This is a genomic window from Butyrivibrio sp. MC2021 (assembly GCF_000621605.1).
Lineage (GTDB): Bacteria > Bacillota > Clostridia > Lachnospirales > Lachnospiraceae > Butyrivibrio.
In genome coordinates this window covers 59,390-74,208 of the sequence record NZ_JHXX01000012.1, presented here as the reverse complement: position 1 = coordinate 74,208, position 14,819 = coordinate 59,390, and the positions used below count along the sequence as shown (strand labels likewise).

Below are 14,819 nucleotides of genomic sequence, written 5' to 3'. Positions count from 1 at the left end.
AAAATATAGAGTATTTTAGGAGGGAGACTATGGCTATAGCTTTCGGAGATACTTTGAAATCTCTTCGAACAGAGAAAAACATGTCCCAGCAACAGCTGGCGGACAAGCTTTTCGTCAACAGATCAAGTATAGCCAATTGGGAAAACGGAAGACGTCTTCCCGATCTTGTTTTGCTGCATAGAATCGCCACCTTCTTCAACGTGGATATTTCCACCCTAACAGATGTGGCGATCCAGGATCAGTCACCTCCGGAGGTCATAATTGTTGATGATGAGACCATTCTTCTGGCGGGGGTTATACCGATTTTGTCCGAGGTTATGCCCGGGGCCACCATCACCGGTTTTTCCAAGCCCTCGGAAGCAATAAGCTATGCCAAAAAGAACCGGGTCTCCATTGCCTTTCTTGATATCGAGATGGGCAAAACCAGCGGCCTGGAACTGTGCAACACTCTTATGGAAATAAATCCCACAACAAATGTGATCTTCCTGACAAGTTATCCCGACTACGCGGTAAGAGCCTGGGAAACAACTGCCAGCGGCTTTGTGGCAAAGCCTCTTCATAAGGAGGATGTGGTGCTACAGCTTCAGAAAATGAGATATCCTGTAGCGGGACTAATGGGGGAAACGACGTGATAAGCGGAATTGATATAGCTAACTTTTGCATAGCGGCCATGGGACTTACTATCTCCGTCATGGGACTGGCCCTTACTTTGCATGCGGAATTTCTGCCCAGGGGCTATAAAAGATTTTTCATAATCTTCTTTTCTGTGATAATAGCCTACGTTATAGCGGATTTCTCTTCCCAGATTTCCCTGGTACTCCTTGGAGAAGGCTACTCTGTCCTCTCAAAGGTGGGAGTATTTTTTGAATCAGCCCTATCCTCAGTTCTTATGCCCCTTCTGACGGTGTCTATCCTCCACGTCTGCGGTCAGTCTGTCAAAACTCCGTTTTTTTACTTCAACATTGCCCTGTTGGCAATCTATTACATTCTGCTGATAGCCACTCAGTTCACAGAGGATATTTACTATATCACTCCCGACAACGTTTATCACCGCGGACCTCTTTATCCTGTACTTCTTTTTCCGCCGGTTTTACTTATGGTCTCAAACCTGATCGGAGCCATTGTAAGAAAGGATAAGCTTTCAAAAAAAGAATATCATTCACTTCTTTTATTCCTGATAATCCCCATGGTGGCCATGGTTCTTCAGATGCTCTCCTACGGTCTTCTTCTGATAGTGCTTGCAACCTCCGTTTCCTCCATGATCATGTTCTATTACATCATGTATGACCAGATAGATAAAAACATTCAGAAATCCAAGGAGATATCAGATCAGCAGCTGAAGATCCGCACCCTCCAGATGAGGCCTCACTTTGTCTACAATACCCTTTCCAATATTTACTACCTGTGTCAGCAGGATCCCGTCAAAGCCCAGGAAGCCATTGACGATTTCACAAAATATCTGCGCAAAAATTTTACCGCCATTACAAAAGAGGAACTTATCCCCTTTTCAGAGGAGCTGGAGCACGCCAGGGCATATCTGGCTGTGGTTAAGGTGCGCTATGAGGATCTTTTGTTTGTGGAATACGACACTGAATTCTCAGCCTTCAGACTGCCGCCCCTGACCCTGGAGCCCATAGTGGAAAATTCGGTAAAGCACGGACTGGATCCGGATGCTGCGCCGCTTCATATCCTGATAAGCAGCAAAAGACAAGGCAATCAGGTGCTTATAACCGTTGAAGATACCGGAACCGGCTTTGATTCAGAAGAAGATCTGCAAAAGAAATTGTCGGGAAAAGATGATGAGCCCCATATAGGGCTTTCGAACGTGCAGAGCCGCCTTTCGGAAATGTGCGGCGGCACTCTCACCATCGCAAAACGCCCGGAAGGCGGAACTATTGTAACGTTGGCAATTCCGTTGTAAATGAGTCAACAGGGAAGGTTCTCGCTGTTGACTCATTATTATTTTTTATGCATTCTTGTCGTATTCCAGTATATCTCCCGGCTGGCAGTCCAGGGCTTCGCAGATTGCCTCCAGTGTGGAGAAGCGAACTGCGCTGATCTTGCCTGTTTTTATCTTGGATAGGTTTACATTGCTGACGCCCACCTTCTCGGAGAGCTCATTGAGACTCATCTTGCGGTCAGCCATAACTCGGTCAAGTCTAAGTATGATTTTTCCCATAATATTCCACCTCCTTAAAGTGTCTCGTCAGATTCCTGCTGAAGAACTGCGCCATATTTGAAGATGTATGCAAGTCCAAAGAGCAGAAGGATAATAAGCACTGTGGTAAGGCTGAACTCGATGCTGAAATTAACTGTGCTTGAAAATGCTGTTGTCATTATGTTTTTAACGATGCCACCGATTACAACCCAGGGAATCGAGAACCATACGCAGCGCTGAAGCTCGTTAATGATGTTCTCTTCAAAGGGTGAGCTGCAGCCCTCAAGGGACTTACAGAGCTTTTTAACAAAGAGAACCATAACAAAGCTGATTGCCATATAAACAATAGCTGCTGCGATCATCAGCAAGAGTCTATTTGAAGTAATAACTGCGGGAAGCTGCTCAAAGGTGAAAATAATATTGCCGTCTTCTATGTTTGCCTGGCCATTAATATAGTTAGTTGAATTGATATTAAGGCTTCCGGTTGTGAAGGATCTGAAAGTTTCAGGATTCTCAAAATCTGTGTTGGGATCCAGCTGCCTGAGGGCCTCCTCATTCATAGTTACAGTTGCGTTGCCGTCAAGGGTTAAAGTAAAAAGATTCCTGGGAAGAGCAAGGTAAGTGATGATACCTATCATTGCGCATACAGCTCCTATTACTAAAATAACCTGAAGAATGGTACTGATAACTCTTCCTGCCTTACCTATTGAATTAACTTTGCTGATTGCATTTTCTTTATTCATGTTGTCCTCCTAAAATGGTAAAATAAATTGTTTGCAGTATCTCGCATGCGTTATTTAACTTAAACATTTAACATTTAATGTTTATCGTTAAATACATATTACAGTCGTAATTATCTTTTGTCAACTACTTTTTAATGATAAACATTAAATTTTATTCGGGGAATATTTACTATGACCATAAGCAGCACAAAACAAGGCATTGATCAAAAACAAATACGCAGTTCTCTTCTTCTGTTACTGGCAGCAACAGTCTGGGGCGCAGCCTTCGTGGCCCAGTCCGTTGCGGGAGAAAGCGTAGGCACCTTTACCTTCAACGGAATCCGTTTTATCATTGGAGGAATCTGCCTCCTTCCCTTTATTAAAAAACAGGGAACCAGAGTGAGATCGGTATCAAAAAATAAATATATAGGCGGTATTATCTGCGGCTCAGCTCTCTTTCTGGCCTCCACCGCTCAGCAGGCGGGAATCGCCATGGGCGCCGATGCCGGAGAAGCGGGATTTCTAACTGCCTGCTATATCGTTCTTGTGCCTGTAATAGGAATATTCATAGGCAGAAAGTGCTCGAAACTCATATGGCTTGCGGTTTTCATAGCTCTGGCCGGCCTGTATTTTCTTTGCTTTGCCAGTGCCCCTTCCCAGGGACTGTTCTCCATGCCCGGGGCGGATATGGTTCTCTTATTATGTGCACTTCTGTTTTCTGTGCAGATCCTCAGTGTTGATCACTATGCTCCCAGGATGAGCCCTGTTTCACTGGCCTGCGTTCAGTTCTTTGTAAGCGGCGCTCTTTCCTGTATATTCGCTGTATTTACAGAATTGCTTCCTGACCCGGCGGGCTGGATCAGCTCTTTATCAGGTTTTACTGCCTGGATCCCCATTCTTTATACAGGCATTTTTTCCAGCGCCGTAGGCTATACCCTTCAGGCTGTCGGACAGAGGGACTTAAATCCTACCCTGGCGTCACTTATCATGAGCATGGAATCGGTTTTTTCCACCATATTCGGATGGCTTATACTGGGTGAAATGATGACTCCCAGGGAACTTCTTGGCTGCGGGCTGATATTTGTGGCAATTATCCTTGCGCAGATTCCTATAAGTCCAAGGACAAAAACTGACTAGTCAGAAGCCCTATAAATACTTATAATGGTTACAATACTCATGGCAAATTTGTTTTTTTGAGAATAACGGAGATATCTTATGAGAAATATTACACTTGGAACCACCGGCATTACTGCTCCTCAGAATGGTTTCGGAGCGCTGCCCATTCAAAGAGATGACATGGAAACTTCCGTAAGGATCTTAAGGAAGGCCTACGAAGGCGGCATTACCTATTTTGACACCGCCAGGGCTTATTCCGACAGTGAGGAGAAGCTTGGGGAGGCCTTTGGCAATAACGGCATAAGGGAAAAAATCTTTATTGCCACCAAGACTGCAGCCAAGACCCCTGATGCATTTTGGAAGGACCTGGAGACTTCACTTAATAATCTTAAGACCGATTATATCGATATTTACCAGTTCCACATGGTTCCTCAGTGTTTTAAGCAGGGTGACGGCACCGGCCTCTACGAGTGCATGCTGAAGGCAAAAGAACAGGGCATGATAAAGCACATAGGTGTAACAGCTCACAAGATCGCAGTTGCTGAGGAGTGCATAGAAAGCGGACTCTACGAGACGCTGCAGTTCCCCTTCAGTTACCTTTCAACCAAGAGAGAACTGAATCTTGCCGCTCTTTGCAAGGAGAAAAATATGGGCTTTATCGCCATGAAGGGCCTGGCGGGCGGACTTATCAACCGCTCCGATGCGGCTATGGCATTTATGGCTCAGTACGACAATGTAATGCCTATCTGGGGAATTCAGAAGGAGTCAGAGCTGGATGAGTGGCTCTCCTATATGGACAAGACTCCTGAGCTCACCGGTGAGATAAAAGAGTTTATTGAAAAAGAGCAGACTGAGCTGGCAGGAGATTTCTGCAGAGGCTGCGGCTACTGCATGCCATGTCCCGCAGGAATTCAGATCAATAACTGTGCCCGTATGTCATTGATGCTCAGACGTGCTCCATCAGAGAGCTGGCTAAATGACCACTGGCAGGCAGAGATGAAAAAGATCGAAGGCTGCATAAACTGCAGGGCCTGCACCACCAAATGCCCTTACGAACTCAGCACTCCCGAGCTTCTTAAAAAGAATTATGAAGATTATAAGAAAGTACTTGCGGGGGAAGTTAGTGTGCGCTAAAATGATTTAGCACAATCTTTTGAGGTATAATTATGAGTTTAAAAGATTTATTCTTTGGAAACGATACAGAAAGTGAGGAGAAAGATATGTCAGAAGTTAAGGATCTTATTACTCCCGATATGCTTGTGGGAGATATAATTACCAAGCACCCTCTTGCAGCACAGTTCCTTATGGAGTGCGGCATGGGCTGCATTCACTGCCCCGCATCAGCTATGGAGTCTCTTACAGAGGCCTGCGCTGTACACGGAATCGACAGCGAAGAGATCACAGATGCCCTGAACGAGTATCTCAGTGAGCACAACGCATAATTATTTTTTATCCCCCGGTTCTGAAAACAGTCCCGGGGGATTTTTATATGCTTTGTTTCTTAAGCCAAAAACTCTTTTGCCGTCTTCAAGGCTTCCTTTGCTCTTTCCTTGTCAGCAGCACTGGCCTTTTCAAAAAGCTTATCCATATCATAGAATTCCGCGGCCGTATATGCCGGGAAGGCTTTGAATTTATACCTCTTCGAAGATATAGAGACGGGTATCTCCTGTGCGGAAGATGCGGACATCCTGATTGTGGCCTGTGCCACAGAAGTTAGGATTAAGGGCAAGTCCGTGATTGTTGAGGGAAGCACCTGTTGCAACGGCCTTCTGCTCCTCACTGTTGATGTTGACCACCCTGTCCATTATGTTATGGATGATTCCATCCTGCTTAACGTGTACGGGAGCTACGGCATTTATAAGGCTGCCGAAGTCCTTGACGCTAAGGGGAACCACTCTGTTCTTCACATTGTATAGCTTGCTATCATCAAGGCCCACTGTTCTGACACACTTATAGTCATTGTTGGGTCTTGAATTTCTCTCCACGATAAAGGATACCGCTCTTTTCTTATCCCTGCTTACGATCATGTAGCCGTAATCAGGAAGTCTGTAGTAATCACCGAACTGGAACAGCTCTCTCCAGTTCTTGTAGAACTCAACCTGATCCGCCACAACCTTTTTATCCCCATCAGACATGTCGCAGAGATTGAGCTCATAGCCAAAGCAGCCGGGAGCTGCGATCTCAAATCTTGTCTCAAGAGGAGTGTTGTTTAGGGTCTGATGGTTAGGACATGCAGAAACATGGGCTCCTACCACGCTGGCAGGATAGCCGTAGCTGTAGCCTCTCTGAATATCCAGTCTGCACATGGCATCTGTATCATCACTTCCCCAGATCTGAGGGAAATAGCTGAGGATGCCCAGGTCAAATCTGTTGCCGCCGGCAGAACATCCCTCAAACAAAATATCAGGGAAGCTCTGGGTCAGTTCCTTCATAATGCGGTAAAGTCCCAGGTAGTACCTGTGCATGAACTCTCCCTGTCTCCTCTCCCCAAGGCTCTTGGAGAATCTGTCGGAGAAGATCCTGTTCATATCCCATTTTACATAAGATATCTTACCTGCGGAAAATACCCGCTTCATGGACTCTATAACAAAATCCTGAACCTCTGTCCTTGTAAGATCAAGGTTCATCTGATTTCTTCCCTTGGAATGAGGATTGCCGGGGATCTGAACCGCCCAGTCGGGATGGGCTCTGTAAAGGTCCGAGTCCTCATTGATCATCTCGGGCTCAACCCAGATACCGAACATCATGCCAAGGCCTATTATCTTATCAGCCAGCTCCTGGATTCCTCCCGGAAGCTTCTTTTTATTCTCGTACCAGTCACCTAAAGATCTCTTGTCATCATTTCTTTCGCCAAACCAGCCATCATCCATGACAAAGAGCTCTATTCCGCACTTCTTAGCCTCTTTTGCCAGAGAAATAAGAGACCCTTGCGTAAAGTTAAAGTAGGCTGCCTCCCAGCTGTTGATAAGAATCGGTCTTTCCTTGTCACGCCAGCTGCCGCGAACCACATGCTTTCTGACAAATTCGTGCATGTTGATGCTCATGGCGTTCATGCCCCTTCCTGAGAAGGTCATAACTGCCTCGGGAGTCTCAAAGCTGTCCCCGGGGCCAAGAAGCCATGTAAAGCTGCCGGGCTGTATGCCGCTGACAAAGCGGCTCATATTGGCTCCGTTTGATGAGAGAGCCTCGTAGTGATCACCACTGTAAATGAGGTTAAAGCCATAACATTCGCCGTGCTGATCATCCGCATCTATATCACTTACAATGACAAAAGGATTGGATCTGGAACCGGACTCTCCTGCATTAAGCTCCTCGCAGACAACCTTGCCGCCGGTGCAGACGGATTCGTGCTTTCCCATCTCATCTGCCCATCTTCCGTGGAAGGAAGTCATCTTGAAAGCAGGACGGTTAAAGTCGATCTGAGTACTGAGGATCCTGTCAATTGTCACAGGCTTGTCGCTGTCATTGTATATGATGGCGCTTCTTGTGATAACATCTATAGATTCAAATACTGAATAGATCAGCATAAGTCTCACATTGTACTGTTTGTCCTTAAGGACGATAAAAAGCTGCTCGTCAGCTTCGTAGGAGGAAGGCAGAGTCTCCAGCATTGCCTTACCCTTTTTTACCTCAAAGTTCTCAAAGAGAAAATCCACAGTCTTGGAGCCGTCAGCATAAGTAAGTTCCACGAAGGGATCCCTGATATCCCCCTTACCAAAGGATGACATCTCAAGGCCCAGCTGCTCCAGGAAAATATCGGCATGCTCATCGGAATAGACATTCATATTTCCGCCGCCGAAAAAGTGCTTGGGAGCTACAGCCTCAGTTACTTTCTCTATGTTTCCCTTAATATCCGCATCTTTTGCAAAAAGAGAGGCTCCGTAATGAACGTGCTCAAGATGCCCTGAGGAGAGCTTTCTGAACAAATATGAGGTATTTTCGGTCTGAAGTAAAAATATATTTCCGTCAGCGTAGATCATAGTGCAACCTCCCTGTTATTTAACCCTGAGACCATTGATCATGATATCGATCATCTGATTCAGAGCATCCTCGTAGCTAAGATCAGTATCATTGAGGTCCTCAGAACTAAGGAATCTCTCAATGGCACCCTCGATCATCAACTTGATGATATTAAGGGGAACCTTTCTGATAAGGCCCTCCTCCATGGCCTGAAGCAGGAGCTTATCCGTCTCTTCCCAGTCTGTCTCGATTCTGTGGGCCACCTTCTGGTAAACCAGAGGATATTTCTCCTTCAGCTGGTAAACCCTTCTGAAATCGATGTTCTTATAGTTATCAGGAAGACAAACAATGAGTCTTGATATCTTTTCAATAAGATCAAGGCTGTCATCAGCCAGTACCTCTGCCTCCTTGTTCTTAATGGCAGAGAAACCGTAATCTACTGTGGCAAAAAAGAGCTCGTTCTTATCCTCAAACTCCTTGTAGATAGTCTTCTTACTGATGTGAAGTTCTCTGGAAATGTCGTCCATGGTGAACTTCATACCTTTTTTGTTAAACTGGTTGATAACGGAATCCATTATCATCTGTCTGATCTCATTCACTACTTGTAACCCTCCTTAGTTATTTGCTGATTCCCCAATCTATGTTATGCAAGAACTGCCTTCAAAAATTCCCACACATTTCTTGTTGATGCCACTGAAAGTCTCTCCTTGGCAGAGTGGATATCGTCCATATCCGGGCCGATGGAGATACAGTCAAGACCCTCAATCTTCTCGCTTAAGATACCGCACTCAAGTCCCGCATGGATAGCTTCGATAACGGGCTTTTTGCCATACATTTTCTCGTAGGTGCTGACCATATGCTCTCTGAGGTCTGATTCCTGTCTGAACTTCCAGCCGGGATATTCTCCGCTTACGGTGTAGCTTCCACCGAATACTGTGATGATGGAAGTTACCTTTCTCATAAGTGCCTTCTTGGAAGAGCCTACGCTGCTTCTTACGGACTGATCCACGGTAACCTTCTCCTCATCGCACTTGATGATGCCAAGGTTAAGTGATGTCTCCACAAGGCCCTCAACTGATGAGCTCATGGCCTGTACTCCGTCAGGCATGGAACAGATAGCTGTAAGAACTCTTCTTGTATTCTCTAAGGTAATGGCGCTCTGTTCAGCGGCCTCAGCCACCTCTGATACCTGGATCATTACACCGGGATCCTTGACCTCCAGCTCGCCCTTAACGTCAGCAAGAGTAGCAGCTACGCTCTCTGCAAAAGCGTCTTCATCCTTCTCATCCACAAGAACAAGGGCTGCTGCAGTACTGGGAATGGCATTGTCTGCCACACCGCCCTCGATGGTAACGAGCTTTGCCTCCACCTTGTCCATGGCTTCAAGAATGGTTCTTGCAAGAAGGATATTGGCATTACCTCTTCCGCACTTGATCATCTCTCCGGAATGTCCTCCGAAAAGACCTGAAATATCAACCTTGAGAAGGCTGCCTACAGCACTTTCTCTCTTAACAGGAAACTGTGAATAGATCCTTGCACCGCCGGCACAGCTGACGATGAACTGGCCTTCCTTCTCATTGTCTATATTGATGAGCTTTTTGCCCTTCAAACCTGAAAGATCGATGGCAGCGGCACCAAACATTCCTGTCTCTTCATTGGTGGTGATAACAACCTCAAGAGGAGGATGAGGAATATCCTTGGAATCAAGAATCGCAAGGCAGTAAGCTACTGCGATTCCGTCGTCTCCGCCGAGACTTGTGCCCTCAGCCCAGACATACTCTCCGTCTGTGGCAGTGCGAAGTCCCTCTGTCTTCATATCTATATCGCAGCCATCTTCCTTAACCGCAACCATATCCATATGTCCCTGAAGGATCACAGGCTCTTTATCCTCATAGCCCGCGCTTCCGGGAGCCTTGATGATAACATTAAGCTCACTGTCCTGAGTAACCTCAAGATTTCTCTCCTTAGCAAAAGAAACAAGATAATCACTGATCTGCTGAAGATTCCCTGAGCCGTGTGGGATTCTGCAGATCTCTTCAAAGAAATGAAAAACTTCCTTTGGCTCTAAATTCTCAAATGCCATAACCAAGCACCTCGCTATTTAAATAATTTCAATAAAATAAGGAGTATCGCTATATACGATACTCCCTAATAATACTCTATAAAAACTATTTAATCAATGAAAGTTTCCACCGAAAATTCCGGTAACTTTTTATGCAATCTTCTCTTTTGCAAGCTCTGCAAGTGTCTTGAATCCATCAGGATCGTTAACTGCAAGCTCAGCGAGCATCTTTCTGTTGATGTCTACGCCGGCAAGCTTAAGACCGTGCATCATGTTGCTGTATGAAAGACCATTGATTCTAGCTGCAGCATTGATACGTGTGATCCAGAGAGATCTCATATCTCTCTTCTTCTGCTTACGTCCAGCGAATGCAGAAGTAAGTGCTCTCATAACTGACTGCTTAGCTACTCTGTACTGCTTTGATCTTGCTCCTCTGTAGCCCTTTGCAAGCTTTAATACTCTTTTATGCTTCTTCTTGGCATTTAATGCGCCTTTAACTCTTGCCATCTTAAAATCCTCCTAAAATTTCAAAATCATCTTCCTATTAACAAACAATTATGGGCTTCTCACTAGACTCGAAAAAAACTCGTCAAGTGTTCTGCTCAAGCGTAAGGAAGGATGCTCTTCATTGTCTTTACATTTGTAGCGTCAACAAGTCCGGCATGTCTAAGATTTCTCTTTCTCTTTGTGGACTTCTTTGTTAAGATGTGGCGCTTATACGCTTTGTTTCTCATGAGCTTGCCAGTTCCTGTAACCTTGAATCTCTTGGCAGCAGCTCTCTTTGTCTTCATCTTTTGCTGCATAACTAAAATCCTCCTAATTCATCAATAGATTTTTATGATATATGGAATGCATACGCATCCAGGCAAATATCATAGATTTATCTTTAACCAATAAACTGGCTAAAAATCAGTTTTTCTTCTCGGTAAGGAACATGGTCATGCTACGTCCCTCAACCTTGGGCTGCTTCTCAACAACAGCCACATCAGCAAGTGCCTCTGCAAAATCTGTAAGAATGTGCACACTTGCACCCATATGAGCCATTTCTCTTCCACGGAAACGAAGAGTGATCTTAACTCTGTTTCCTTTCTCAAGGAACTTCTTGGCAGCGTTAACCTTGGTGTTAAGGTCATTGGTGTCAATGTTGGGAGAAAGTCTGATCTCTTTGATCTCGACTGTCTTCTGTTTCTTCCTTGCTTCCTTCTCCTTGCGAAGCTGCTCATACTTGAACTTGCCGTAATCAACAACTCTGCAAACAGGTGGCTTGGCTGTAGGAGCGATCATTACAAGATCAACACCCTCATCTTCAGCGATCTTCCTGGCGTCCTGAATGGACATAACACCCAGCTGATCCCCCTCGATACCAATTACACGAACTTCCTTAGCTCTGATCTGGTCATTAATAAATAACTCGCTAATGGCTTTATCCTCCAAAATATGTAAAAAAAGTGGATACTCGCAAGTATCCACAAATAATCTGATTCCAGTCTACCCTTTACTAAAGGGAAGATTTGAAAAGATATTAACCGCTACTGGCTGTGCCGCAGGGTGAGAGTGGATACTCTGCTTTGTTTTCAAATACTCAAGTACTATAACACAAACTACAAGAATGTGTCAACACATAAATTAAATTTTGTTATGGTTTCTCGATGGGATAAGTCTTACCGTCAACTGTAACATCGGTCACATCAGGGATTGAGCTGTATATCTTCTCATCCACATAGTTGAACTTATCGGGCTGCTCCCCGTTCTCAAGGGCCTTGATCAGGGCATCAACTCTGGGACCGTGCAAGGGATTGCACTCCGCGATGCAGGAAATCTTGCCCTCTCTTGCATAATTAAGAGCCTCCTGATTGACGCCGTCAAAGGAAACCACCATAACCTCACCCTTCTGGATATTCGGTCCTACTCTTCTGCCTGCGCTCTCAAGAGCTGAAATGGCGCCGATGGCCTCGTTGTCATTTTCACAGTATACCACATTTATATTGTCAAAGCGTTTTAAAAGTGCCTCCATAACCTCCCGGGCCTTGGCCTCGGTGAAGTCCCCGGAAATCTCAGCCATAAGATCCCAGCCGTAGTCCCTGGCCGCATTGGCAAGACCTCTGGTCCTTCCGATCTGAGCAGTATTTCCGATGGTACCCTGGATATTTACTATATGAAGCTCTGAAGGGTCTATTCCGCAGCCGGTGGTATAGGCATTGATCCAGGCGGTGACCTTTTTGGCCTCCAGCTCAAAGTCAGAGCCTACCCAGCAGGAATAGAGATTCTTGTCCGAGGCATTGACTCTTCTGTCCACCAGGATAACAGGGATATGGGCATCCCTGGCCTCCGACAGCACCGATTCCCAGCCCTCTTCGTTGGCGGGAGCCAGGACTATATAATCAACATCCTGCTGTATGAAAGTCCTGATGGCAGTGATCTGATTGGCCTGCTTTTGCTGTCCGTTTTTGTAGACCAGTGAATATCCGTTTTCTTCGGTGAAGGTGGCAAGCATGGAATCCGTGTTGGCGCTTCGCCAGTCCGATTCCGCCCCCAACTGAGAGAAGCCGACCGTTATTAACGTGTCGGCTTTTTCAGTGCTGTTATCAACGGCTGCCTCATCGGAGGAAACATAGTTTCCTCCGCAGCCGATCATAAATCCTATTATAAGAAATACTACTGCAAGTAATGGTAGGTATTTTTTCATTTAAGAGCCTTCTTTTTCTGTGCCATCACTATACTCTGAATAATAAGGAAGAGACAGAGCATTGCAGCAATGGTGATTCCTGTCCACCATGCATCATCAAGACCTGCTGAAGCAACGATGTTCTGAATTGTGCTAAGTGACAATACTCCGAACAGGGTTCCGATGATATTACCTACACCACCGGTAAGCATTGTTCCGCCGATAATTGAAGAAGCAATGGCGTTCATTTCCATACCCATAGCATGGCTGGCTGCTCCGGAACCTACATGAAGGAAGTAAACATATCCGCCGATTCCTGCAAGAATGCTGCAGATAAGGTGTGAAAGGAACTTGGTACGCTTAACGTTGATTCCCATCATGAGTGCACTCTGCTTATTTCCTCCTACAGCGTAGAAGTTTCTTCCAAGCTTGGTCCAGCGAAGCACCACAAACAATAATACCACAATCAGAAGAGCTACAATAACACCGATTTCAACATAGGCAGGCATCCATACACCTTTTTTGTTGTAGGATCCCAGGAAAGGAACATTGATTCTGGTGAGCTTGAGGGCTGTAAACTCCTCGTCTGCTACGTTAAAAGGAGCTGTGTTAACGATGGTTGTCATACCTCTGGCAAAGAACATACCTGCCAGCGATACTATGAAGGGCTGGATGTCCAGATATGCTACAAGGAATCCCTGTACCAGGCCGTAAGCCAGGCCGATGCCAAGAGCAATGAGGATCGATCCCAGGATGCTTCCGTCATGGTAATCAAGGTATACCGCACAGCACATGGAAACCAGTGCAACAACGCCGCCCACGGAGATATCGATTCCGCCGCAGATCATAACAATGCTCATGCCTGTGGCTGTTATGATAAGAGAAGCGTTGGCGTTAAGGATGTTAAAGAACATCTGGGGCTTGGTGAAACCGCCGCCCTGGAAAATGATCGCTCCGATATACATCATAAAGAAAATGACAATAGTGATGATAAGAAGCAGGTTTGTATCGCTTATCTTGTTGAAAATACTGCCCTTTCTAAGTCTCATTTATGCCACCTCCTTCTTGGGTGCAACCTTTTTAACAAGATTGCCCATAGTCTCTCTCACCTTAGGTGCCGAGAATACTACAAGGAGAATAACTACAACAGCCTTGTAAGCTGCAAGAGCGTCTGACTGCACATTGAACTTATAAAGAGTTGTTGTCAAAAACTGAATAACATATGCTCCAAGGATTGATGCCCAGATATTGAACTTACCTCCTGAAAGAGCATTTCCGCCAAGGGCTACCGCAAGGATAGCATCCATCTCGATATCCTTTGCAATAACAGAATAGTTGATGGTTGAAAGACGGCTTACCTTGATAAGCGCTGCAACTGCTACGCAGATACCAAGGATTACAAAAGCCAGGAACTTGATAAATGTAGGGTTGATACCGTTAAGTCTTGATGAGCTCTCGTTGATACCAACTGCCTGTGTGTAAAGTCCCAGATTGGTGAACTTCAGCACCAGTGCGATCACTACGATACAGATGGCAGCAATGAACACTGTTGTGGGAATCGGAATTCCCGGAATGAATCCACCGAAATAGGAAAATCTAGGATCCGGAACGATAGGAAGCTCGTTGTTGTTGATCCATGCTGCAATGGAACGACCTGCAGTGAACAGAATCAGTGTTGCGATCATGGGCTGGATCTTGAATACGGAAACCAGAAGTCCGTTGAAGGCTCCGCAGAGCATACCTACCAGGCAGGCTACAAGGAATGCCACGATGATGGGCGCCTGAATGGTCTCAGGTCTTGAATCGCCGCCGCAGAGAACTCTAAGCATTGCAGATCCCGCAATTGCTATGGTAGCACCTACTGAAATGTCCTGTCCGCCGGAAGCCGCTGTTACCAGTGTCATACCGATGGCAAGAATAGCCAGCTCTGAGCCGTAATCCAAAATAGTAATGAGGTATCCGGAAAGAACCGGATTTCCTGCGTTGTTGTAACCGGGTGTAACCTTTATAAAACTGGGATCAACTATCAGATTTATTGCCGCGAGAAGAATAAGTGCAAGAAGCGGAATAAAGAGCTGATTTGATGTAAGCCTTTTTAAAAAGCTCTGATCCTTTTTCTTTTTTGTATCTGACATA

16 protein-coding genes are annotated in these 14,819 nt (G+C 45.6%); 5 read left to right on the top strand and 11 right to left on the bottom strand.

Annotated elements, in window-relative coordinates; all coding sequences use genetic code 11:
• Positions 1–29 precede the first annotated feature (29 nt).
• Both T359_RS21800 and T359_RS0114815 read left to right on the top strand, forming a co-directional pair.
• Complete coding sequence (locus tag T359_RS21800; RefSeq protein WP_051545483.1) at positions 30–632, top strand: response regulator; 603 nt, start codon at positions 30–32, stop codon at positions 630–632.
• A complete protein-coding gene (locus T359_RS0114815) occupies positions 629–1,921 on the top strand; it encodes a sensor histidine kinase (RefSeq protein ID WP_026518147.1) in 1,293 nt (430 codons plus the stop codon). Before T359_RS21800 ends, T359_RS0114815 begins: the two co-directional genes overlap by 4 nt.
• A gap of 45 nt (positions 1,922–1,966) precedes the next feature.
• Here T359_RS0114815 and T359_RS0114810 read toward each other — a convergent pair whose 3' ends face one another.
• Both T359_RS0114810 and T359_RS0114805 read right to left on the bottom strand, forming a co-directional pair.
• The gene (locus T359_RS0114810; protein WP_026518146.1) at positions 1,967–2,179 is read right to left on the bottom strand and encodes a helix-turn-helix domain-containing protein; all 213 of its coding nucleotides are present in this window, start codon (positions 2,177–2,179) and stop codon (positions 1,967–1,969) included.
• Between the two features lie 14 nt (positions 2,180–2,193).
• A complete protein-coding gene (locus T359_RS0114805) occupies positions 2,194–2,901 on the bottom strand; it encodes a DUF2975 domain-containing protein (RefSeq protein WP_026518145.1) in 708 nt (235 codons plus the stop codon).
• A 171-nt stretch (positions 2,902–3,072) separates the two neighbouring features.
• On the opposite strand from T359_RS0114805, the gene T359_RS0114800 reads away from it, so the two are divergent.
• From T359_RS0114800 to T359_RS20605, 3 genes are all read left to right on the top strand, one after another.
• Entirely contained in the window at positions 3,073–4,017 is a 945-nt protein-coding gene (locus T359_RS0114800) for a DMT family transporter (protein WP_051545480.1), read from the top strand.
• 78 nt (positions 4,018–4,095) lie between these two features.
• The gene (locus tag T359_RS0114795) at positions 4,096–5,130 is read left to right on the top strand and encodes an aldo/keto reductase (RefSeq protein WP_026518143.1); all 1,035 of its coding nucleotides are present in this window, start codon (positions 4,096–4,098) and stop codon (positions 5,128–5,130) included.
• A 32-nt stretch (positions 5,131–5,162) separates the two neighbouring features.
• Positions 5,163–5,438, top strand: coding sequence for a DUF1858 domain-containing protein (locus T359_RS20605; protein WP_155840137.1), 276 nt, complete (start codon positions 5,163–5,165; stop codon positions 5,436–5,438).
• A gap of 189 nt (positions 5,439–5,627) precedes the next feature.
• Here T359_RS20605 and T359_RS0114780 read toward each other — a convergent pair whose 3' ends face one another.
• From T359_RS0114780 to T359_RS0114740, 9 genes are all read right to left on the bottom strand, one after another.
• Positions 5,628–7,976, bottom strand: a complete 2,349-nt coding sequence (locus T359_RS0114780; protein WP_026518141.1) for an alpha-galactosidase — start codon at positions 7,974–7,976, stop codon at positions 5,628–5,630.
• A 15-nt stretch (positions 7,977–7,991) separates the two neighbouring features.
• Entirely contained in the window at positions 7,992–8,555 is a 564-nt protein-coding gene (locus tag T359_RS0114775; protein WP_026518140.1) for a TetR/AcrR family transcriptional regulator, read from the bottom strand.
• Between the two features lie 44 nt (positions 8,556–8,599).
• The gene (locus T359_RS0114770) at positions 8,600–10,039 is read right to left on the bottom strand and encodes an aminoacyl-histidine dipeptidase (RefSeq protein ID WP_035784638.1); all 1,440 of its coding nucleotides are present in this window, start codon (positions 10,037–10,039) and stop codon (positions 8,600–8,602) included.
• Positions 10,040–10,168: 129 nt separating this feature from the next.
• Positions 10,169–10,525: a 50S ribosomal protein L20 gene (gene rplT, locus T359_RS0114765; RefSeq protein ID WP_022777866.1), complete on the bottom strand. Its 357-nt coding sequence runs from the start codon at positions 10,523–10,525 to the stop codon at positions 10,169–10,171.
• Between the two features lie 95 nt (positions 10,526–10,620).
• On the bottom strand, positions 10,621–10,821 hold the full coding sequence (gene rpmI, locus T359_RS0114760; RefSeq protein WP_022777867.1) for a 50S ribosomal protein L35: 201 nt from the start codon (positions 10,819–10,821) through the stop codon (positions 10,621–10,623).
• Between the two features lie 106 nt (positions 10,822–10,927).
• A complete protein-coding gene (gene infC, locus T359_RS0114755; RefSeq protein ID WP_242839106.1) occupies positions 10,928–11,452 on the bottom strand; it encodes a translation initiation factor IF-3 in 525 nt (174 codons plus the stop codon).
• Positions 11,453–11,654: 202 nt separating this feature from the next.
• A complete protein-coding gene (locus T359_RS0114750; RefSeq protein ID WP_026518137.1) occupies positions 11,655–12,704 on the bottom strand; it encodes an ABC transporter substrate-binding protein in 1,050 nt (349 codons plus the stop codon).
• Complete coding sequence (locus T359_RS0114745; protein WP_026518136.1) at positions 12,701–13,732, bottom strand: ABC transporter permease subunit; 1,032 nt, start codon at positions 13,730–13,732, stop codon at positions 12,701–12,703. The genes T359_RS0114750 and T359_RS0114745 overlap by 4 nt, the downstream gene beginning before the upstream one ends.
• Complete coding sequence (locus T359_RS0114740; RefSeq protein WP_026518135.1) at positions 13,733–14,818, bottom strand: ABC transporter permease; 1,086 nt, start codon at positions 14,816–14,818, stop codon at positions 13,733–13,735.
• Between the last annotated feature and the right edge of the window lies 1 nt (position 14,819).